This is a genomic window from Saccharothrix xinjiangensis (assembly GCF_039527585.1).
Lineage (GTDB): Bacteria > Actinomycetota > Actinomycetes > Mycobacteriales > Pseudonocardiaceae > Actinosynnema > Actinosynnema xinjiangensis.
Genome location: NZ_BAAAKE010000004.1, coordinates 232,017 through 254,286, shown reverse-complemented (window position 1 = coordinate 254,286; position 22,270 = coordinate 232,017). Strand labels below are relative to the sequence as shown.

The following is a 22,270-nucleotide window of genomic DNA, read 5'->3' as shown; positions in this document are numbered from 1 at the left end:
GGCGGACCGGGCGGGTCTGGCCAACCCGCACACGGACCACCCGCCGTCCGGCTATCGTGCAAGACCGTACCGCGACTGGGAGAGCAGCGAGCCGAGAATGGCATCAACACCCACCACCAAGTCACAGGTCCAGGCGTACCGATTCGTGCTGCGCCGGATGCAGTCCGCCCTGGTCCGCCGGGACGCGGTGATGCTGCACGACCCGATGCGCACGCACTCGCGCGCGACCGGGGTCGGCGTCCTGCTGGGCATCGTGATCCTCCTCGGGTTCCTGATCTTCGGGTTCTTCTCCCCGGACCCGCAGGTGGACGGCAACACGCAGATCGCCATCTCCAAGGAGACCGGCCAGGTCTACGTGGTGCGCCAGGGCAGCCCCCGGACGCTCGTCCCGATGACGAACCTGGCGTCCGCCCGGTTGTTGCTGCTGGCCCAGCAGCAACCCGACAAGAGCCAGGCCTCGGTGGGCGGCTCGGACGCGCCGGCGGGCTCCGCGCAGGCCGCGACGCAGGCCGCGGGCGGCGAGCCGAAGCTGGTCACGGAGAAGGCGCTGGCGAAGCTGCCCAAGGGCCGGCTGACCGGCATCCCGGACGGCCCGGACGTGCTGCCCGGCCCGGCGGACCGGATCGGCGCCGACTGGTCGGTGTGCGACGCGCTGACCCTCGACGAGTCGCTGAACGACCCGGCGTCCCCGGGCCGCTTCACCACCACCGTGCTCGCCGGCTACAGCGGCGGCGACCAGGTGCTGGACGGCAACCAGGCCCTGCTGGTGCGCGCGGGCACCGACGACAAGCAGGCGTACCTGATCTACAAGGCGCCGGTGAACTCCAAGGTCACCTCCACCTCCACGGTGCGCGCCAAGGTCGACCTGACCCAGCCCGAGGTGCTCACCGCGCTGAACCTGAACAACCAGCGGCCGCGGGCGATCAGCTCGGGCCTGCTCAACGCGATCCCCGAGGCCAAGCCGCTGGTGGCGCCCGAGATCGAGGGCCGCGACCAGGCCGTCGGCTACGTCTCGGGCGAGCGCCTGAAGGTCGGCGACGTCATCGAGGTGGCTCGCACCGGCGCGGACCCGGTGTTCTACGTGGCGCTGCGCGAGGGGCTCCAGGAGATCAGCCGGGCCGCGGGCGACCTGATCCGCGCGAAGTACGCGCAGGGCGCGCGACCGCGCCAGGTGGACATCGCCCGGACCAACACCGCGCAGAAGGTCACCGAGCTGGACTTCGACGACTACCCGACCGAGGTCCCGGAAGTGCTCCAGGCCAACCAGAACAACCGGGTCATCTGCCTGGGCTGGCAGGCGAAGGACATGACCTCCGCCAACAAGTCGCAGCACACCAAGGTCACCATCTCGCCGTCGCTGCCGATCCCGTCCGACGTGGCGCCGGTCGACATCAACCAGGTCGGCGCGACCGGTGAGGTGGTCAGCCAGTTCGTGATGGCGCCGGGCAAGGCGGCCGTGGTGCGCAGCGCGACGTCCACGCAGGACTTCGCCACCGGCCCGATCCACCTGGTCACCGGCCGCGGCGTGAAGTACGGCGTCCCGGACACCGTCACCGCGGGCGCGCTCGGCCTCGGCGCGGACGGGTTCACGCCCGGCCCCGAGTCGATCCTGCGGCTGCTGCCCGGCGGGCCCCAGCTCAACCGCACCGACGCCTCCCGGAGCTGGGACTCCATCCCGGTGCCCAAGGAGAACGGGCTGCTGCCCGAGCAGCAGCAGGCGCGGCAGGGCGGCTGACCCGGTTGGCCGGCCCGGTCGGTCGGCCCGGTCAGTCGGCCGGCCGGCCCGGACGGCGGAACCGGGGCGCGCCGGCACCCGTCACAGGTGCGGAGGTGTCGGGGTGAACGAGGTCCCACTCAGGTCCGCGGCGACGACGGGTGTGTCGGTCGACCCGCGCTGGATCGAGCTGTACGCCGAGCGCGTCGAGGACGCCGCGGACGAGCTGTCCCGGGCGCGGGACGACCTGCGCCGGGCGCCCGTGCCGCCGAGCGGCTTCGGCGAGCTGGGGCGCGTGCTGCGCAGCGGCGCGGCCTACCAGCGGGCCGCCGGCGTGCTGCACGGGCAGCTCGACCGGGCGTGCGAGGTGCTGGCGGCGGCCGCCGACGGGCTGCACCGCGTGTCCGAGCACTACGGCAGCCAGGACGACGAGGCGGTCGCGCTGATCCGCGCCGCCGGCAGGCGTTGGGACGGTGTGCGCTGATGCGGGCCGAGGACGGCGGGCAGCTCGCCGCCGCGGTGGGGCCGGAGCTGGACTACCTGTCCGGCATCAGCCGCCGGCTCGGCGTGCGCGACCTGGTCGCCGAGTACTTCGCGCCGGTGCTGGGGGAGTGGGGCGAGCTCCAGGACGAGGCCGAGCGGTGGCGCGCGGCCGGTGTCGTGGTCGAGCGCGTGACGCGCGACCTGACCGGGCCCCTGGGCAAGCTCGACTCGGCCTGGCAGGGCCGGGACGCCGACTCGTTCGTCGACCACATGCGGCAGGTCGGCCTGGCCGGGCACGACATGTCCGACGCGATGCACGCCATGGGCGAGGCGTTGGACCAGACCGCCGAGGGCGTCCGGGGCATCGTGCGGGACATGGCGCGCGTGTACGCCGAGGCGGCCGACGCGGTGTCGGGCGCGGCGGCCCTGCCGCTGGACGGCGACCGGCGCGTGGTGGAGGTGCTGGACGAGCTGCACGACCCGGCGCGGGAGCTGCACGAGGCGGCGCGCGACGTGCTGGAGGCGTTCGCCCGGCTCTGCGAGGGCGTGTCCGGCTCGGAGGAGTTCGGGGACGTGGAGGTGGAGCACCGGTACCCCGAGCGGAACTGGGCGTTCGACGCGCCGCGGGGGCCCTCGGTCGACCGGCCCGGCGAGCCCGCGCCGGGCCGGCCCGGCGCGGAGGGGCCGGCCGACCCGAAGCCCGCTGCCGCCGGTGGTGGCGGTGCCGGCGGTGGAGGCGGTGGCGTGCCAGGCGGCGGAGGCGGTGGCGTGCCCGGTGGTGGTGTGCCCGGCGGCGGAGGCCTCGGTGGTGGTGGCCTCGGCGGTGGCGCGCCCGAGCAGGTGCAGCAGGGCGGTTCGACGACGGTCGCCGGGCCCTCGGCCGAGCCCGCGCCCCGACCGGCGGCGGCAGCGGTCGCGGCCGGCCCGGCGGGCGCTGCGGCACCGGCGGGCATGGGCATGATGGGCGGCATGATGGCGCCGCCCGTGGCCGGCGCCGGCGGTCAGCAGGGCGGTGACCAGGACCACAAGTCGAAGGTCCGGATCGCGGGCTCCACCGAGGAGCTGTTCGGCAAGCCCGGGAAGTCCGCGCCGCCCGTGCTCGGCGACGACTGACGGAAACCACCGACGGAAACAAGAAAGGGGCCGCCCGGACGACCGGGCGGCCCCTTCGTCGTTCCCGACGTCAGATCAGGGACCTCTTCACGGGCACCGCCGCACGGCGCGCCCTGTTCCGGTTCACCGTGTGCACGATGAACAGCGTCAGCAGCAGCAGGCCGACGCCCGCGCCCGTGCCCGACAGCGCCACGATCATCGGCGTCCGGTCCGGCGGGTTCAGCGGGTCGAGGGTGGTCATCACCTGCTCCGGCGCCACCGGCTTCGCGCCCGGCCGCTCCGAGGGCAGCTCCGCGGTCAGCGCGGCCACCGGGTTGATCATCCCGTAGCCGACCTTGCGGTCCCGCCCGTCCGGGTTGCCGGGGTGCTGCGCGGTGGCCTTGATGCGGTCCATCACCTGCCGCGCGTCCAGGTCGGGGAACCGCTCGCGCACCAGCGTCGCCACGCCCGCCACGTACGGCGCCGCGAAGCTGGTGCCCTGGATCGCGGTGACCTTCCCGCTCGGGTCGACGTTCGCGTCGGTCAGGCCCTCGCCCGCCGGGTCGAGGGTGACGATGCCCTCGCCGGGCGCGGCCACGCTGACCCACGGGCCCCACACCGAGAACGACGACACGTCGCCGATCTGGTTGATCGAGGCCACGGACAGCACGTCGTCCGCGTACCACGGCGGCGACGCGACGACGCGCACGTCGTTGACGTCCTCGTGGTCGTTCTGCCCCTCGCAGCCGTTGGCCGGGTCGATGTTGCCCGCCGCGGTGACCACGACCACGTCGCGGTCGTTGACCGCCCAGTGGATGGCGGCCTGGAGCTCGCGCTCCTGCCTGCTCGGCTCGTGCGGCGCGGCGCAGGCGGTCAGCGAGATGTTGATGACCTGCGCGCCCTGCTCGACCGCGACCACGATGGCCTGCGCCAGCGTGCCGACCTTGCCCGCGGTGGGCCGGTTGTCGACCTTCGCCGGGTCCTTGTACTCGTAGTGCTTGCTGGTCTGCCGGATCGCGATGACCTGCGCCTCGGGCGCGGCGCCGACGAAGCCGGTCGCGTCGTCCCGGCTGGCCGCGGCGACGCCCGCCACCCCGGTGCCGTGGCCGTCGCAGTCCCTGATGCCCTTCTCGCCCGTCTCCACGTAGTCGCCGCCGGGGCTGACCCGGCCCCGCAGCCGCGGGTGGTCGGCGTTGACGCCGGTGTCGATGATCGCCAGCTTCACGTCGCGGCCGGTGGCGAAGCGGTGCGCCTCCTCCAGGCGCAGCTGCATCTGGCCCCACGGCCGGTTCTCGATGCGCCGGTTGTTCGTGCCCGACCGGATGCACTCGACGCTCTTGGCGTAGTTGACGTCTTCCTGCGCCGGGGCGTTCGGCGGGCGCAACCCCGGGTCGACCGGTGGCGGCTGCGAGTTCGGCCTGGTCGGCGGCGTGCTCGTGGCCGGCTGGGCGTGCGCGCCGGGCGCGGCGGTCACCAGGGTGACCGCCGCGGCGAGCAGGGCTGCGAGCTTGCGGGTCCGCATCACGACCTCACGCGGGGATGAGCTGGCGCATGGCGACGTACAGGTCCATCACGGCCAGCGCCAGCGGCAGCACGGAGGCGATCAGGATCGCCTCCAGGACGTCCACCGTGCGCCGCAGCACCGGCGAGAACTTCTGGTTCGGGAAGATCACGCCGAGCACCAGCGCCGCCGCGCCCACGACCACCAGCGAGCCGAACACGTACAGCAGCCGGTCGCCGGGCGGGGACTGCACCAGCCAGCCGACCAGCACGCCCGCGCCCGCCACCATGCCGCTGACCAGCAGCGCCACCGCCTGCGCGCCGTTGGCGTAGGAGCGGCCGCGCAGCAGCAGCACCAGGGTCACCGCGATCGCCAGCAGCGTGCCCCAGATGCTGTCGTCGGTGGCGGCGATCACGCCGAACACCGCGGCGATGCCGCCGCAGCCGATGATCATGCCGGTCAGGTACTCGTGCGCGTTGGCGGTGCGCCGCTCGATGACCGAGTACTCCGGGAAGCCGGTGTCCTCCTTGAGGTCCTCGGCGCTGCCCGGGACGGTCGGCAGCGGCAGCTTGGCCAGCTGGATGGTCAGCCGCGGCAGCGCGGACAGCGCCGCCAGCGAGACCGCCGCGGTGGCCGCCGCGATGCCGACGACCGGGTGGTCGACGAAGATCCCGACCAGGAACGCCAGGCCGCTGAGCGCGCCCGCGGTGGCCGCCGCGATGAACACCGTGATGCCGCGCCCGATCAGCAGGATCGCCGCCGAGGCGAAGATCAGCACCAGCGCGCTGGCCAGCAGCAGGCTCGGCCGGCCGACCTCGCCGGGCACGGTGTAGAGGCCCGCCACGTACGCCATCGGCAGGCCGCCCGCCGCGGCGATCAGCACGCCGGTGCCGGTCGCGTTGTACGAGCGGGAGATGACCGCGCCCGCGGCCAGCGCCACGATCGCCACCACGCCCGCGCTGATGGCGGGCGCCAGGTTGCCGCCGCCGCCCAGCGGGCCGGACATCAGCACCGCGATCGCGGCGGTGATCAGCGCCAGCGCGCCGGCGAGGTGGCCGTAGCGGCGGGCGGTGTCCTTCGTCCACGGCCGGAAGCTGTCCGGGTCGGACTCCGCGATCGCGTCGACGACGTCGTCGTACAGCGGCGGCGGCGGGTTCTCGTTGCGCTTGCGCAGCTGGAGCAGCTCGCCGTCGACCACGCCGAGCGAGGCCAGCGTGCGGCTGGGGTCGAGCGGGCCGTCCCCGAGCTTGGCCAGGGCCCAACCGCCGTGCCGCACGCCGCCGTCCGGAGTGGCCTCCTTGGCCATGTCCAGCAGCATCGGCAACAGGTCGGCCACGGCCACGTCGGCGGGCAGCGCGACGTCGATGCGCGTCCGCGGCGCCACCACCGTCACCCGGCTGAACACCGTCGTACCGGTCGCCACCAGCGCCCCCTAAAGTCCTGGATGAGTCGTGCTGCGGGTCGCCCCGACTGTATTGGTCCGGACGGCGGTCCCTCCGGCGGACCCAAGTATGGCCGCACGGGGCGGCTCGACAGTGCCGTTCCGCACAACACGTGCGCAACACATCTTGACCGCCTATTTCCCGGACCCACCGCCGGGAGGTGCTCCGATGGGCCATAGTGTCGGGTGCGACCGGCCGCGCCCACACGCGCGCCAAGCGGTCTTGGAACGAGTTTGAAGAGGTGCCCGTCAGGTGAGCACGCTGCAGTTCAAGCGCACGGCACGCCTCGCCGCGCCCCGCCCGCCGGGCGGCGAGGTCCACCTCGAACCGCCGCCCGAGGTGCCCCGCGTCATCCCCGGCAACATCATGATGAAGGCGCTGCCCGTCGTCATGATCGTGTCGTCCGTCGGGATGATGCTCCTGATGTTCACCTACAGCAATCGCAGCCCGGCGGCCATGATCATGCCGGGCATGATGCTGGTGTCGACCATCGGCATGATGGCCGGCGGCATGGGCGGCGGCCGGGGCCAGAAGAAGGCCGAGATGAACGAGGACCGCAAGGACTACCTGCGGTACCTCGGCCAGATGCGCGACCGCGCCCGCGAGGCGGCCAACGAGCAGCGCGCCGAGCGCGAGTGGGTGCACCCCGACCCGCAGGTGCTCTGGTCGCTCGCCACCACCCGGCGCATGTGGGAGCGCCGGCAGAACGACCCCGACTTCTGCCACCTGCGCGCGGGCCGCGGCTCGCAGCGCCTGGCCACCCGCCTGGTGCCGCCGCAGACCGGCCCGGTCGAGGAGCTGGAGCCCATCGCGACGCTGGCGCTGCGCCGCTTCGTGCGCGCCCACTCGCTGGTGCCCGACCTGCCGATCTCGATCGCGCTGCGCGGCTTCGCCGCCGTCGGCCTGCTCGGCGAGACCGAGGTCAAGCGCGGCCTGGCCCGCGCCCTGCTCGCCCAGATGGCGACCTTCCACTCGCCGGACGACCTGCTCATCGCCGTGGTCACCACCGGCCGCACCAAGGCCGAGTGGGAGTGGATGAAGTGGCTGCCGCACGTGCAGCACCCGTCGATCATCGACGGCATCGGGCAGATGCGGATGATGGCCGGCTCGCTGGCCGAGGTCGAGCAGATGCTCGACGAGCAGCTCCGCGACCGGCAGCGGTTCACCCGCAACGCGCCGCCGCCCGCGGACCAGCCGCACGTGGTGATCCTCATCGACGACGGCGACGTGACCCGCGAGGAGCAGATCGTCCTGGAGGAGGGCCTGGTCGGCGTCACCCTGCTCGACCTGTCCGAGTCCCTGGGCAACCTGACCGCCCGCCGCGGCCTGCGGCTGGTGATCGAGGACGGCAAGCTCGGCGCGCGCAGCGCCAGCGGCGTGGAGTGGTTCGGCGCGCCGGACTGGCTGAGCGTGGTAGAGGCCGAGGCGCTGGCCCGGCGGCTGTCGCCGTACCGGATCGGCGGCGTGGACTCGGGCGGCCTCGACGAGGACCCGCTGTCCATGAACAACAACCCGCCGCTGCTGGAGTTCCTGGGCGTCCCCGGCGACCCGATGACGTTCGACGTGCAGTCGGCGTGGCGCCCCCGGCCGGTGCGCGACCGCTACCGGGTGCCGTTCGGCATCGGCGAGTTCGGCCAGCAGGTGGAGCTGGACATCAAGGAAGCGGCGATGGAGGGCATGGGCCCGCACGGCCTGTGCATCGGCGCGACCGGTTCCGGCAAGTCCGAGTTCCTGCGCACGCTCGTGCTCGGCATGCTGGCCACGCACTCGTCGACGACGCTGAACATGATCCTCGTCGACTTCAAGGGCGGCGCGACGTTCCTCGGCCTGGACAAGGCGCCGCACGTCGCCGCGACGATCACCAACCTGGCGGGCGACCTGACCCTGGTCGACCGCATGAAGGACGCCATCGCGGGCGAGGTGGCCCGCCGCCAGGAGGTCCTGGCCAAGGGCAACTACAAGAACGTGTGGGACTACGAGAAGGCGCGCGAGAACGGCGCCGACCTCGACCCGCTGCCCGCGCTGTTCATCTGCATCGACGAGTTCTCCGAGATGCTGACCGCGAAGCCGGACTTCATCGACATCTTCCTCCAGATCGGCCGCGTCGGCCGGTCGCTCCAGATGCACATGCTGCTGGCCTCGCAGCGCCTGGAGGAGGGCAAGCTGCGCGGCCTGGACACGTTCCTGTCCTACCGGATCGGCCTGAAGACGTTCTCCGCCGCGGAGTCGCGCGCCGCGATCGGCGTGCCGGACGCCTACGAGCTGCCGCCCATCCCGGGCTCGGGCTACCTGGGCGTGCAGGGCTCGCCGCTGACCCGGTTCAAGGCGCTGTACGTGTCCGGGCCGTACCGGCCCGCGGGCCTCCAGGTCGGCGGCCCGTCCGCGCCGGTGACCAGCGACAAGCGGCCGCGGTTCTTCGTGCCGGACTACATCGAGGTGCCCAAGGAGCCGATCCGGCCGGCCGATCCGGTGGTCCAGCAGAAGAAGGAAGAGGACTCCAACGAGCCCAGCGAGCTGGAGGTCATCGTCGAGCGCCTGGTGGGCCAGGGCCCGCCGGCGCACGAGGTGTGGCTGCCGCCGCTGAACGAGCCGCCGTCGCTGGACACCCTGCTGCCGCCGCTCCAGGCGACCGAGGACCGCGGCCTGACCGCGCCCGGCTTCTTCTCCAACGGCAAGCTCCAGGTGCCGCTGGGCGTGGTCGACAAGCCGTTCGAGCAGCGCCGCGACCTGCTGTGGGCGGACTTCTCCGGCGCCGCCGGCCACGGCGCGATCGTCGGCGGCCCGCAGTCGGGCAAGTCGATGATGCTGCGCACGCTGGTCACGTCCATGGCGTTGACGCACACGCCCGAGGAGGTGCAGTTCTACTGCCTCGACCTCGGTGGCGGCACGCTCGCCGCGCTGGAGAAGCTGCCGCACGTCGGTGGTTTCGCCAGCCGGTTGGACGTGGACAAGGCGCGCCGCATGGTGGCCGAGCTGACCGGCCTGATCTCCGAGCGCGAGCAGCGGTTCCGCGCCCAGGGCATCGACTCGATGGTCGAGTTCCGCAACCGCAAGCGGCGCGGCGAGATCCGGGACGACGACTTCGGCGACGCGTTCCTGCTCGTCGACGGCTGGATGAACTTCCGGCAGGAGTTCGAGACGCTGGAGCCGATGGTCCAGGCGCTCGCCGCGCAGGGCCTGTCGTTCGGCGTGCACGTGGTCGTCGCGGCCAACCGGTGGGCGGAGATCCGGCCCGCGATGAAGGACCTGCTGGGCACCCGGTTCGAGCTGCGGCTCGGTGACCCGAGCGAGTCCGAGGTGGACCGGAAGGTCGCGGTCAACGTGCCCGCCGGCCGGCCCGGTCGCGGCCTGTCGCCGCAGAAGCTGCACTTCCTCACCGCGCTGCCGCGCGTCGACGCCTCGTCGGACGCGATCAACGTGGCGGCGGGCGTGCAGGACATGATCGCCAAGGTCAACGGCGGCTGGCGCGGCAGGCGCGCGCCGCAGGTCCGGCTGCTGCCCGACGTGCTGCCGCACGCCGAGCTGATGAACCAGGTGCTCCAGGTCAACCCCAACCGGGGCCACCTGGTGCCGCTGGGCGTCAACGAGGACGCGTTGGCGCCGGTCTACCTGGACTTCGACGCGGACCCGCACTTCATGGCGCTGGCCGACGGCGAGGCGGGCAAGACGAACATGCTGCGCACGATCGTGCGCGGGATCATGAACAGCTACACCTCCAGCGAAGCGCTGATCCTGCTGGTCGACTACCGGCGCACCATGCTGGGCTACATCGAGACCGACCACCTGCTGTCCTACGCGGTGTCGGGCAACCAGCTGACGGACATGATCAAGGACGTGCGCGGCTCGATGCAGGGCCGGCTGCCCGGTCCGAACGTCACGCAGGAGGAGCTGCGCAACCGGTCCTGGTGGAAGGGGCCGGAGCTGTTCGTGGTGGTCGACGACTACGACCTGGTCGCGCCGCAGGGCGGGATGAACCCGCTCCAGCCGCTGGCGGAGTTCATCCCGCAGGCCAAGGACGTCGGCCTGCACATCATCGTGGTGCGCCGCATGGGTGGCGCGTCGCGGGCGCTGTTCGACCCGATCCTGGGCAAGCTCAAGGAGATCTCGGCGCCGATCATGGTCGGCTCGGGCTCCAAGGAGGAGGGCAACATCGTGGGCAACCTCAAGCCCTCGCCGCAGCCCCCGGGCCGGGGCACGCTGGTCACCCGCAAGTACGGGCAGCAGCGCATCCAGGTGGCCTGGATCGACCCGGATTAGCCCCGACCCGCGCTGGCGGCGCGGGCGCGTGGACGTGCGGAGGGCCCCACCGGGCAACGGTGGGGCCCTCCGCGTTCACGGGGTGTGGCGCGACCCGCGGAAGCCGGTGCGGGAGAGCGCACCGACGACCGCGGGTCGTGGCGCCCACCACGGTTCCCGGCCCCCGGTGTCCCCCCTGGGGCCGCCCCCCGAACCCGTCCGGCGCGCGGGCGGCGGACCCCCTCCTGATCGGCCGCCCGCCCACCGGGTTCGCGAACCGCGGTGAACTGGCACCACTGTGCCCGGTGGGGCTCACAGTTGACTCACGCGGCGCTGTCACGGCGATCCGGACTCCCCTATGCTCCAGCGGCGGTGACGTGTGGGGGGAGCGGTGTCGGTCGAGCTGTGCGTCCTCGGACCGCCGGCGGTGCGGTGGAACGGCCACCCCGTGCTCGTTCCCGCAGGTCGTGCCCCTGCCTCGCGCACGTCGCCGTCGCCGCGGGCCGTCACCATCCCCACGTCGCCGCGAGCTCGGGTTACGCTGCTCGTGGTGATGATGCGGTTACAGGGCGAATCCGATCGGCTCCACGTGGTGCGCGCGGGCGCCGGCGCCCGGGGCGGCGCGCGCCCCGTCCCGCGTGCGGCAGGGGCGCCGGGCCGACCGGGGGAGCTGGTCGGGTGAACGACCTGCGCTTCGGTGTGCTGGGACCGCTGGAGGTGCGGTTCGACGACCGCGTGGTGCCCGTACCCGCCGGCGCCGCGCGGGTCCTGCTCGCGTCGTTGCTGCTGCGCGCCAACGAGGTGGTGCCCACCGACCTGCTGGTGGACCGCCTGTGGGACGGCTCGCCGCCCACCGCATCCCGGGCCAGGGCGACGTTGCAGATGGTGGTGACGCGGCTGCGGCGGGCGCTCGGCCCGGCGAACGTGGTGCGCACGGTGACCGAGGGCTACCTGGCGGACGTGCCGCCGGGGAGCCTGGACCTGCACCGGTTCCGGGACCTGGTGCGGGTCGGGCGGTTCGCCGAGGCGCTGGCGCTGTGGCGCGGCGAGCCGCTGTCGGACGTGCGGTCGGACCTGCTGCACCGCGAGGGGGTCGCGCCGCTGTTGGAGGAGCGGCTGTCCGTGCTGGAGCGGCGCGTCGACGCCGACCTCGCCACCGGCCGGACCCGCGAGCTGGTGGCCGAGCTGCGCTCGCTCACCACCGCGCACCCGCTGCGGGAGCGGTTCTGGGCGCAGCTGATGACCGCGCTGCACCGGTCGGACCGGCAGGCCGAGGCGCTGGCCGCCTACCGGGAGGTGCGCGCGCACCTGGCCGAGGAGCTGGGCGTCGAGCCGGGGCCGGCGCTGCGGGAGGCGCACCGCCAGGTGCTGGGCGCCGAGCCCGCGGAGCCCGCCGAGCCGCCGCCGCGCACCCCGGTGGTCCCGCGGCAGCTGCCCGCGCCGCCGCCGTTCTTCACCGGTCGGGAGGACGCGCTGCGCGCGTTGGACGAGGCCGCGGCCGGCGGGAGCGTGGTGATCTCGGCGATCAACGGCACGGCCGGGGTCGGCAAGACCGCCCTGGCGGTGCACTGGGCGCACCGGGTGGCGCACCGGTTCCCCGACGGGCAGCTGCACGTCAACCTGCGCGGCTACGACGTCAACAGCGAACCCGTGGGACCCGACACGGCGTTGCGCGGCTTCCTCGAAGCGCTCGGGGTGTCACCGGCGAGCATCCCGTCGGGCGTGGACGAGATGGCGGCGATGTACCGCAGCCTGCTGGCCGACCGCCGGGTCCTGGTGCTGCTGGACAACGCCCGCGACGCAGACCAGGTGCGGCCCCTGCTGCCCGCCAGCCCGCGCTGCGCCGTGCTGGTCACCAGCCGCGACAACCTGACCGGCCTGGTCGCCGCCGAGGGCGCCGCGCCGCTCTCCCTCAGCCTGCTCGGCAACGCCGAGTCGATCGCCCTGCTGGAGCTGCGGCTCGGCGGCCGGCGCGTCGCGGCGGAGGCGGGCGCCATCGACGAGCTGGTGGCCCGGTGCGCCGGCCTGCCGCTCGCGCTCAACGTCGTCGCGGCGCGCGCCGCGGTGCACCCGGGGCTGTCGCTGCGCGCCCTGGCCGACGAGCTGATCGACGAGTGCACCGGGCTCGACGCGCTGGAGACGGGCGACCACGCGACCAGCGTCCGCACGACGCTGTCCTGGTCCTACCGCCACCTGGACCCGGACACGGCCCGGCTGTTCCGCCTGCTCTCCCTCGCGAACGGGCCGGACCTGACCGCCCCGGCCGCGGCGAGCCTCGCGGGCGTGCCGGTCGGCGTCGCGCGCAGGCTGCTCGGCCGGCTGACCGGCGCGCACCTGCTGGCGGCGCGCGAGCCCGGCCGGTACCACTGGCACGACCTGCTGCGCGCGTACGCGACGGAGCTGGTGTGCGAGCACGAGACCGAGGAGGAGCAGCGGGTCGCGGTGCGCCGGCTGCTCGACTTCTACCTGCACTCCGCCCACCGGGCCACGGCCCTGATGACGCGGAGCCAGGCCCCGCTGCCGCTGACCGCCGCCGACCCGGTCGTGCGCCCGGTGGAGTTCGCCGACCGGGAGGCCGCCGTCGAGTGGTACCGGAAGGAGCACCAGAACCTGGTCGAGGCGGTCCGGCTGGCGGGTCGGCACGGGTTCCCGGAGCACGCCTGGCAGCTGCCCGCCACCCTGTGGCCCCTGCTCGACCTCCGCCAGAACTCCGCCCAGTGGACCGACCTGACCGAGATCGGGCTCGCCGCGGCCCGCTCCCTGGGCGACAAGTACGCGGAAGCGCTCGCGCTGCACACGCTGGGCTGCATCGCCAAGAGCCGCTCCGAGCACGACAGCGCGCTGTCCCTGTTCAAGGCCGCGCTGCGATTGCGCGAGGAGGTCGGCGACGTCCGGGGCGTCGCGTCGAGCCACACCCAGGCCGCGAGCACCTGCGCGCTGGCCGGCCGGTTCGACGAGGCCGTCGCCCTGCACCTGCGGGCCATCGAGCTGGCCCGCGCCGCGCCCGAGGCGAGCATCCTGCTCATCACGCTGAACAACTACGCCGACACGCTCGCGCGCATGGGCGCGTACGCACGGGCCCTGGAGCCGCACCGGGAGGCCATGGCGCTGGTCGGGCCGTCCGACCGGCACATGCTGGCCTCGATCCGGGACACGCTGGGCGTGATCTACCTGGGGCTGGGCCGGTACGAGCAGGCGATCCGGGAGTTCACCGAGATCCTCGCGTCGCCGAGGGGCCTGCTGACCAGCCGGCAGGAGGAGTTGACGCTCGGCAACCTGGCCACGGCGCTGGAGGTCACCGGTGACCTGGACGGCGCCGTCGACGCCCTGCGGCGGGCGCTGGAGGTGCTGGAGCGCGACGCCAACCCGCGGGCCGAGGAGGTGCGGGCCCGGCTGGCGGGGTTGGAGCGCGCCGTCGGCGCGGTCCGGTGACCCGGTGGCGCCCCGGCCGCGCCGCCACGTCGTGACCGGCCTGTGTGGACGGTGACGCCCGGCGCGTTCAACGGTGGGCGCACGAGCCGCCACGAGTCGTAAGCTGGTAGGGGTCCGGGGGGAGGGGCATGGTGGTGCGGATGACGGCGCCGGGTTCGGTCCCGGCCCGGTGCTCACGTCCTCCGGGGCCACCGCGCGCGCGACGGCGGGTGGCCGCGGCGTGATCAGGTTCAACGTGCTGGGCCCGCTGGAGGTGTGGCACGGCGCCGAGCGGGTCGCGGTGCCCTCGGGCCGCGGGCGGGTGCTGCTGGCCACGCTGCTGCTGCGGGCGAACGAGCAGGTGACGGTCGACGAGCTGGTGGACCGGCTGTGGGACGGCGGCGCGTCGAAACCGGAGCGGGCCAAGGCCACGTTGCAGATGGTGGTGCGCCGGCTGCGGCAGGCGCTGGGCGAGGCGAACGTCGTGCGCACCGTCGTGGGCGGGTACTTCGCCGACGTGCCGCCGGGTGCGCTGGACCTGCACCGCTTCCGCGAGCTGGTGGCCCGCGACCGGCTCGCCGAGGCCCTGGCGCTGTGGCGGGGCGCGCCGCTGGCGGACGTGGCGTCGGACGTGCTGCACCGCGACGACGTGGCGCCGCTGCTGGAGGAGCGGTTGGCGGTGCTGGAGCGCCGGGTCGCGGCGGACCTCGGCGCGGGGCGGTCCGCCGAGCTGGTGCCCGAGCTGCGGTCGCTCACCGCGCGGCACCCGCTGCGGGAGCGGTTCTGGGGCGCGCTGGTGCTGGCGCTGCACCGCTCGGGCCGCACCGCCGAGGCGCTCGCCGCCTACCAGGAGGTGCGCGGGCTGCTGGCCGAGGAGCTGGGCATCGACCCGAGCGAGGAGCTGCGGTCGCTGCACCAGGTGGTGCTGGGCGCGAGCCCGCCGCGCGCCGCGCGGCCCGTCGCGCCGCCGCGGCAGGTGGCGGCCGCGGCGCAGCAGCTCCCCGCGGACGTGCGCAGCTTCACCGGGCGGCAGGCGGAGCTGGCCGCGCTGGACCGGCTCGTCGCGGACACCCGCGCGGCCACCGTGGTCGCGATCACCGGCATGGGCGGGCTCGGCAAGACCGCGCTGGCCGTGCACTGGGCGCACAGCCGGGCCGCGGACTTCCCCGACGGCAGGCTGTTCGCCAACCTCCGCGGCTTCGACCACGACACCCCGCCGCTGGCGCCGGAGCAGGCGCTGACCCACCTGCTCGGCGCGCTGGGCACCTCGCCGGAGCGCATCCCCGCCGCGCTGGACCAGCAGGTCGCGCTGTACCGGTCGCTGCTCGCCGACCGGCGGGCCCTGGTCGTGCTGGACAACGCGGCCGACGTGGCGCAGGTGCGCCCGCTGCTGCCGTCCGGGCCGGGGAACTTCGTCCTGGTGACCGGTCGCAACGACCTGCGCGGGCTGCTCGCGCTCAACGACGCCGTGCTGGTCCGCCTCGACGTGCTGGCCCCGGTCGAGGGCCTGGACCTGCTGCGCCGCATCCTCGGGCCCGAGCGCGTGGACGCCGAGACCGGCGCGTCCGCCGAGCTGGTGGAGGTGTGCGGCGGCCTGCCGCTGGCGCTGCGGGTGGCCGCCGCGACCATGGCCGCGGAGGGCTGCGCGGCGGCCGACTACGTGGCGGCGCTGAAGTCGGGCGACCGGCTGTCCGGCCTGGAGATCCCCGGCGACCCGGCGTCCGCGGTGCGCGTCACGTTCCACCTGTCCTACCGGGCGCTGACCCCGTCGGCGCGGCAGCTGTTCCGCCTGCTCGGCGTGGTCCCGTGCCGGGACTTCACCGCCGAGACCGCGGCGGCGCTGACCGGCGCGGGGCTCGACGGCGCCCGCCGCGCGCTGGCCGAGCTGCTGCGCGCGCACCTGCTGGAGCAGCCGCAGCCGGGCCGGTTCGTCATGCACGACCTGCTGCGGCTGCACGCGGAGGCGTGCGCGACGACCGAGGAGTCCGAAGAGGACCGGAGGCTGGCCGCCGCCCGGCTGCTGGACTTCTACCTGCACAACGTGGACCGCGCGGACCGGGTGTCGCGCCGCAGCCGCACGCAGCTGCCGCTCACCCCGGTCGCGGACACCGTGCCGCTGCTGTCCTTCGAGGACCGGCGGCGGGCCATGGGGTGGGTCGGCTCGGAGATGCCGAACCTGCGCGTGCTGATCCCGTTCGCCGCGGAGCGGGGGTGGCACGAGCACGCGTGGCAGATCCCCGCCGCCATGTGGAGCTACCTGCACACCCACTACGTCTGGGCGGAGTGGCGTGCGCTGACCGAGATCGCGCTGGCCTCGGCGCGCCACCTCGGCAACCGGTTCGCCGAGGCGATCGCCCTGCACACGCTCGGCAGCATGACCCGCCGAGTCCGGCCCGAGGACTCCCTGGTGGAGCTGAGCCTGGCGCTGGAGATCCGCGAGGAGATCCGGCACGAGCACGGCACGGCGGCGACCTGCCTCGAACTCTCGGGCGCCTACGAGTCGCTCGGGCGCTACGCCGAGGCCGTCGCGCACGGCGAGCGGGTCGTCGAGCTGTGGACGGCGCAGGGCAACCAGGAGGGGCTGGCGGTGGCGTTGAACAACCTCGCCGGGACGCTGAGCCTGGCGGGCCACCACGAGCAGGCGCTGGCGGTGGGCGAGCGGGCCGTCGACCTGTACCGGCGGTCGAGCGGCATGTGGTCGGTCAAGCACGCGCAGGAGACCGTGGCGCAGATCCTCCACCGCATGGGCCGGTGGGCCGAGGCCGCCGCCACCTACGAGTCGATCTTCGCGACCGGCGTGGGCGACATGAGCAGGCTGGCCGCGCTCCACACCCACACGCACTACAGCGACCTGCTGCTGGACCTGGGCGACCTGGCCGCCGCCCGGGTCCACCTGGGTCACGCGCTGGACATCGCCGTCGCCACCGGCTACCCGGACGTGGACGACATCCGGGCCGGCCTGGCGCGGCTCGGCTGAGCGCGAACCCGCGGGGAGGGTTGCTCGTGGCGGTGGAGTTCGGGGTCCTGGGTCCCCTGCGCGTGCGGGTCGACGACCGGCCGGTGCCTGCCGGGCGGGGGCGGGTGCTGCCGGCGGCGTCGCTGCTGCACGCGGGCGAGGTGGTGCCGGCGGACCGGCTGACGGTGTGGTCGTGCCAGCACCTGGGCGACCGGGCGGCGCGGGTGTTCCGGCTGCTGGGCCTGCGCACGTGCCCCGGCGTCTCGCTGCCCGCCGCCGCGCGCCTCGCCGGGCTGCCGCTCGCCGAGGCGCGCCGGGCGGGTGGCGCGAGCCGGGCGAGACCTACCGGCGGCTGGGCGACCCGGGCGCGGCGCAACGCCCTGGCCGCGTTCGAGGAGCTGCACCACCCGGTGCGCGCGGAACTGGGGGGACTGCGGTGACGGAGGCGCGCTTCACCGCGCCGGGCCCGCCGGAGGCGCGGGTCGACGACCGGGTGGCGCCGGCGCCACCCGGTCGGGTGCGGGTCCGGGCTCGGCTGGAGGTAGGCGGATGACGACCACGTTCAAGGTGCTCGGCCCGCTGGAGGTCCGGCACGGCGGCGAGCGGGTCGACGTGCCCGCCGGCCTGGCGCGGGTGCTGCTGGCGACCCTGCTGCTGCGCGCGAACCAGACCGTCACGATGGACGCGCTGGTCGAGCGGCTGTGGGACGGCCGCGCGGTGAACCCGGCGCGGACCCGCTCGACGCTGCACATGGTCGTGACCCGCCTGCGGCAGGCGCTCGGCGAGGCCAACGTCGTGCGCACCGCGACCAACGGCTACCTCGCCGAGGTGGGGCCGGACGCGCTGGACCTGCACCGGTTCCGGGTGCTGGCCGAGGAGGGCAGGTTCGCCGAGGCGCTGTCGCTGTGGCGGGGCGAACCGCTGTCGGACGTGCGGTCCGACGCGCTGCACCAGGAGGACGTCGAGCCGCTGCGGGAGGAGCGGCTGGTGGTGCTGGAGCGGCGGATCGAAGCCGACCTGGCGGCCGGGCGCGCCGTCGAGCTGGTGCCCGAGCTGCGCGGGCTGACGAAGGCGTACCCGCTGCGGGAGCGGTTCTGGGGCCAGCTGGTGCTCGCCCTGCACCGCGGCGACCGGCAGGCCGAGGCGCTGGCCGAGTACCGGGCGATCAGCGAGCGGCTGGTCGAGGAGCTGGGCGTCGACCCGAGCCAGTACCTGCGCGCGGTCCACCACACCGTGCTCGTCGGCGAACCCGAGGACGTCCCGGCCCCGGAGCCGTCGTCCACCGCGTGGACCGCGCTGTGCCAGCTGCCGCCGGACACCGTCGACTTCGTCGGGCGCGAGGACCTGTGCGACGAGGCGACCCGGCTGCTGACCGGCGGCCCCGGCGGCACCGGGGTGCCGGTGGTCGCCATCACCGGCCCGCCCGGCGGCGGCAAGAGCGCGTGGACGGTCCGGGTCGCGCACGCGCTGCGCGACCGGTTCCCCGACGGCCAGCTGTTCGTCCGGCTCGACGGTGCCGGTCGCGCGCCCCGCGACCCGGGTGAGGTGCTGGCCGAGCTGCTCACCGCGGTCGGCGTCGCCCCCTCGGCCATCCCGGACCGGCTGGAGGCCAGGGCCGCCGCCTTCCGCGCGCAGGTGGCCGACCGCGCGGTGCTGCTGGTCCTGGACGACGCGGCGGGCGTGGCGCAGGTGCGGCACCTGCTGCCGGGCACGCCCGGCAGCGCGGTGCTGGTCAGCAGCAGGAGGTGGCTCGCCGGCCTGCCGGGCGTCCGGGTGCTGCGGGTGCCGCCGCTGCCCACCGGGCTGGCGCTGGACCTGCTGTCGCTGATGATCGGCGCGGACCGGGTGGCCGCCGAGCGGCGGGCGGCCGACGCGCTCGTCGAGGCGTGCGGCGGGCTGCCGCTGGCCCTGCGGATCGTGGGCGCCCGACTGGCCGCCCGGCCGTCCCTGCCGCTGGCGAAGCTCGCCGCCCGGCTCGCCGACGAGCGGCGCAGGCTGGACGAGATGGCGGCGGGCGACCTGGAGGTCCGGGCGAGCCTGGAGCCGAGCTACGAGGCGCTGCGGCCGGACGCGGCGCTGGCGTTCCGCAGGCTGGGCCTGCTCGGCGCGGTCGACGTGGCGTCGTGGGTGGTCAAGGCGCTCACCGGCCTCGACGACCCGGAGCCCGCCGTGGAGGAGCTGGTCGAGGCGAACCTGCTGGAGGAGACGGGCGCGGACGCGACCGGCGAGCCGCGCTACCGCCTGCACGACGTCCTGGCGGTCTACGCGGCCGAGGTGGCCGCCGCGGCCGACCCGGTGGGCAACGACGCGGCGTTGCGCACCTACCTGGGCGTGCTGACGACGCTGGCCGAGGTGGCGTCCCTGCGGACCACCCAGAGCGTGGACGAGGTGCCGTTCAGCCCCGCGCCGACCACGGACGTGCTGCCCGCGCGGGAGGTCGAGCGGCTGACCGCGGACGGCGGGCCGTGGCTGCTGGCCGAGCAGGTCGCGCTGGAGCGCGCGATCGAGGCGGCGGCCCGCCGGGGCTGGGCGGTCGAGGCCCTGTGGCTCTACGAGCGCGCCATGCGGTACCTCGACGTGTTCGTGCCCAACGAGCGCGTGGTCGAGCTGGCCGAGGTGGTCGAGCGGTCCCTCCGGGCGGCGGGTGAGCACCGGCTGGCCAGGCGCGCCAGGTACCACCTGACCACCCAGAACCTCAAGGAGTCGCTCGACGACGAGGTGGTGGGCGCGCTGGCGGAGTGCGCCCGCGGCTTCGGCCGGGACGGCGACCACGCCGCGGAGGCGCTCGCCCTGGCGTCGCTCGCGCACTACGACCATCTGCGCACGGGCGTGGCGGACGTGGAGGTGGCCCGCCGCGCGGTGGAGGCGTCGGAGCGCAGCGGCGTCCGGAGCGTGGCCTGCTCGACGCGGCGCGAGCTGGCCTTGATGCTGGCCCACGCCGGGCGCTACGAGGAGGCGCTGCCGCACTTCGACGAGACCCTGGCCCTCTGCCGCGAGCTGGGGAGCGGGCTGGCGGAGGTGCAGGTCCACCACAGCGTGGCGAGGTGCGCCCTCCAGCACGGCGACCTGGAGCGGGCGGCCGAGGCGGCGGCCCGCGCCGTGGAGCGGATCGACCTCGTGAACGACCTGAGGGGCATGGGCTACGTGACGAGCCTCGCGGGCCGGGTGGCGGTGGTCACCGGTCGCCCGGCGGAGGGCGTGCGGCTCGCGACGCGGGCGTACCGGATCTTCGTCGAGGTGGGCGAGGGCATCGGCGCGGCGAACGCGGCGGCCTCCATCGGCGAGGGGTACCTGGCGCTGGGCAGGCCGGCGGACGCGCTGGCGGTGCTGGAACCGGCCCTGCGCGAGTACGGCGAGGTGGGGACGGCGCTGGAGGTGGAGCGGATGCGCAAGGCCTTCGCGGCGGCCACTGCCGCGGTGGACGGGGCGGTGGACGGGGTGGTGCGGGCGGCGGTGGGGGAGGCGGCCGAGGGGGAGGCCGGGTCGCGCTCGACGCCGTGACGGCGTCGGCCGCCCGCCGGTTCGCCGGTGGCGGGCGGCCCCGCGCCGCGAACCGGGACCACCGCGCGTCCGTGCTGTCGGGACGGATCGTTCCCGCATCGGGTATGCATGTGCGTGCCCGCGGGCGTCGGGACGAGGGGATGGCGCATGAGCTTGCACGTGGCGGTGGACTTCGGCACGTCCAGCACCTGCGTCGCCCTGTCCCGGAACGGGCGGGAACCGCAGGTCGTGGTGGTCGACGGTCAGCCGATCGTGTCGTCGGCGGTGTTCGCCGCGGCGGACGGCACGCTGTTCGTCGGCCAGGAGGCCGAGCGCCAGGCGGCCGTGGACCCGTCCCGCTACGAGCCGCACCCGAAGCGCCGGGTCGACGAGGGCGAACTGCTGCTGGGCACCAGCGTGCTGCCGGTGGCGGACGTGGTGCGGGCCGTGCTGGCGCGGGCGGTGGGCGAGGCTCGGCGGGTGGCCGGCAACGCGCCGGTCGACGTGCTGGTGCTCACGCACCCCGCCGACTGGGGCGCGATGCGCACCCGCGTGCTGCTCCAGGCGGCCCGGGGCCTGGCCCAGGAGACGCGGCTGGTGCCCGAGCCGGTCGCGGCGGCCGTGTTCCACTCCGCGGCCCACGCCGTGCCGGACGGCGCGGCGCTCGCCGTGCTCGACCTCGGCGGCGGCACGGTGGACGCGAGCGTCGTGGTGCGGCGGGGCGGCGCGTTCCGGGTGCTGGCCGCCAAGGGCGACCCCGGGTTCGGCGGCGCGGACGTCGACCAGGCGCTGCTGGACCACATCGGCTCGCTGGTCGCGCCGGGCGACCCGGAGGCGTGGCGCGGGCTGGTCGAGGGCCGCGAGCTGGCCGACCGCCGCAAGCGCCGGGTGCTGCGGCAGGACGTGCGCGGCGCCAAGGAGACGCTGTCCCGGCACTCCTACACCGACGTGCCGATGCCGCCGCCGTTCCCCGACGCGCACGTCACCCGCGCGGACCTGGAGCGCCTGGTCGCCGCGCCGCTGACCAGGGCCGCCGCGCTGGTGGTCGGCGCGGTGCGCGACGCCGGGCTCGACCCGCGCGAGCTGGCGGGCGTGTTCCTGGTCGGAGGGTCGAGCCGGATACCGCTGGTGGCCCGGCTGGTGCTGGAGCAGTCCGGGGTGGTGCCGACGAGCATCGACCAGCCGGAGACCGTGGTGGCGCGGGGCGCGCTGCGGGCGGTGGGCGTGGACCCGCTGCGCACCGGGGCCCTGCCGCCGCGCGACGACGTCACCCAGCGGATCACCGACGACAGCACCCGCAAGCTCACCCGGCGGATCACCCCGCCGCCGTCCGCGTTCCCCGCGAACTTCCCGCCAGCGCCACCGCCACCGCCCGCGCCGCGCGGGAGCCGGGCGCCGCTGGCGGTGGTCGGGGCGCTGGCCGTGCTGGCCGCGGTCGGCGGTTCCGTGGCCTACGGGCTGACCAGGGGCGAGGGCGGCACGCCCGGACCGACCACGCCCGCGTCCACCTCGGCGGGCGGCAAGGCGATCGCCCAGTACGACTACAGCTTCACCGCGCCGGCGGGCTGGGAGCAGACCGGCGGGCAGGTCGAGACCCGCAAGGTGCTGCTGGAACCCGCGCCCGGCGGGTCGGGCCCGGAGGCCATCGCGGTGCAGGAGCAGAAGCTCGCCTACGACTCCTCCACGGAGCCGCGGCGCGCCCGTGACGAGCTGCGCGCCCTCTACGACCAGGGCGCCAACCTGTCCGATTTCGACGCTTCAGCCACCTTCGCGGGCAAGGATGTCGTTTACTACCGGGAGACGGCGGGCGCGACGACCATCGACTGGTACGTGCTGTTCCAGGGCTCGTTCCAGGTCAGCGTCGGCTGCCAGTACCCGGCGGACGGGCGGGAACGGGTCCGCCCCGCCTGCGAGCAGGTCGTCCGCACGCTGACCGTGACCAGCTGAACCGTGGG

11 protein-coding genes are annotated in these 22,270 nt (G+C 74.9%); 9 read left to right on the top strand and 2 right to left on the bottom strand.

Annotated elements, in window-relative coordinates:
- Positions 1-97 precede the first annotated feature (97 nt).
- From eccB to ABD223_RS11685, 3 genes are all read left to right on the top strand, one after another.
- The gene (gene eccB, locus ABD223_RS11695) at positions 98-1,735 is read left to right on the top strand and encodes a type VII secretion protein EccB (protein WP_344036110.1); all 1,638 of its coding nucleotides are present in this window, start codon (positions 98-100) and stop codon (positions 1,733-1,735) included.
- A gap of 103 nt (positions 1,736-1,838) precedes the next feature.
- Positions 1,839-2,198, top strand: coding sequence for a hypothetical protein (locus ABD223_RS11690; RefSeq protein WP_344036109.1), 360 nt, complete (start codon positions 1,839-1,841; stop codon positions 2,196-2,198).
- Entirely contained in the window at positions 2,198-3,310 is a 1,113-nt protein-coding gene (locus ABD223_RS11685; RefSeq protein WP_344036108.1) for a WXG100 family type VII secretion target, read from the top strand. Before ABD223_RS11690 ends, ABD223_RS11685 begins: the two co-directional genes overlap by 1 nt.
- Positions 3,311-3,380: 70 nt before the next feature.
- On the opposite strand, the gene mycP is transcribed toward ABD223_RS11685, so the two are convergent.
- Positions 3,381-4,811 carry a type VII secretion-associated serine protease mycosin gene (gene mycP, locus ABD223_RS11680; protein ID WP_344036107.1) on the bottom strand — a complete coding sequence of 477 codons (1,431 nt, stop codon included), beginning with the start codon at positions 4,809-4,811 and terminating at the stop codon, positions 3,381-3,383.
- Positions 4,812-4,818: 7 nt separating this feature from the next.
- On the bottom strand, positions 4,819-6,213 hold the full coding sequence (eccD, locus tag ABD223_RS11675) for a type VII secretion integral membrane protein EccD (RefSeq protein ID WP_344036106.1): 1,395 nt from the start codon (positions 6,211-6,213) through the stop codon (positions 4,819-4,821).
- Between the two features lie 271 nt (positions 6,214-6,484).
- On the opposite strand from eccD, the gene eccCa reads away from it, so the two are divergent.
- The 6 genes from eccCa (at position 6,485) to ABD223_RS11645 (ending at position 22,262) form a co-directional block, all read left to right on the top strand.
- A complete protein-coding gene (gene eccCa / locus ABD223_RS11670) occupies positions 6,485-10,489 on the top strand; it encodes a type VII secretion protein EccCa (RefSeq protein WP_344036105.1) in 4,005 nt (1,334 codons plus the stop codon).
- Positions 10,490-11,146: 657 nt separating this feature from the next.
- On the top strand, positions 11,147-13,900 hold the full coding sequence (locus ABD223_RS11665; protein ID WP_344036104.1) for an AfsR/SARP family transcriptional regulator: 2,754 nt from the start codon (positions 11,147-11,149) through the stop codon (positions 13,898-13,900).
- Positions 13,901-14,120: 220 nt separating this feature from the next.
- Entirely contained in the window at positions 14,121-16,856 is a 2,736-nt protein-coding gene (locus ABD223_RS11660) for an AfsR/SARP family transcriptional regulator (RefSeq protein WP_344036103.1), read from the top strand.
- A 26-nt stretch (positions 16,857-16,882) separates the two neighbouring features.
- On the top strand, positions 16,883-17,275 hold the full coding sequence (locus ABD223_RS11655; protein ID WP_344036101.1) for a hypothetical protein: 393 nt from the start codon (positions 16,883-16,885) through the stop codon (positions 17,273-17,275).
- Positions 17,276-17,384: 109 nt separating this feature from the next.
- Positions 17,385-20,336 carry an AfsR/SARP family transcriptional regulator gene (locus ABD223_RS11650; protein WP_344036100.1) on the top strand — a complete coding sequence of 984 codons (2,952 nt, stop codon included), beginning with the start codon at positions 17,385-17,387 and terminating at the stop codon, positions 20,334-20,336.
- Positions 20,337-20,483: 147 nt separating this feature from the next.
- Entirely contained in the window at positions 20,484-22,262 is a 1,779-nt protein-coding gene (locus tag ABD223_RS11645) for a type VII secretion-associated protein (protein WP_344036099.1), read from the top strand.
- Positions 22,263-22,270 lie beyond the last annotated feature (8 nt).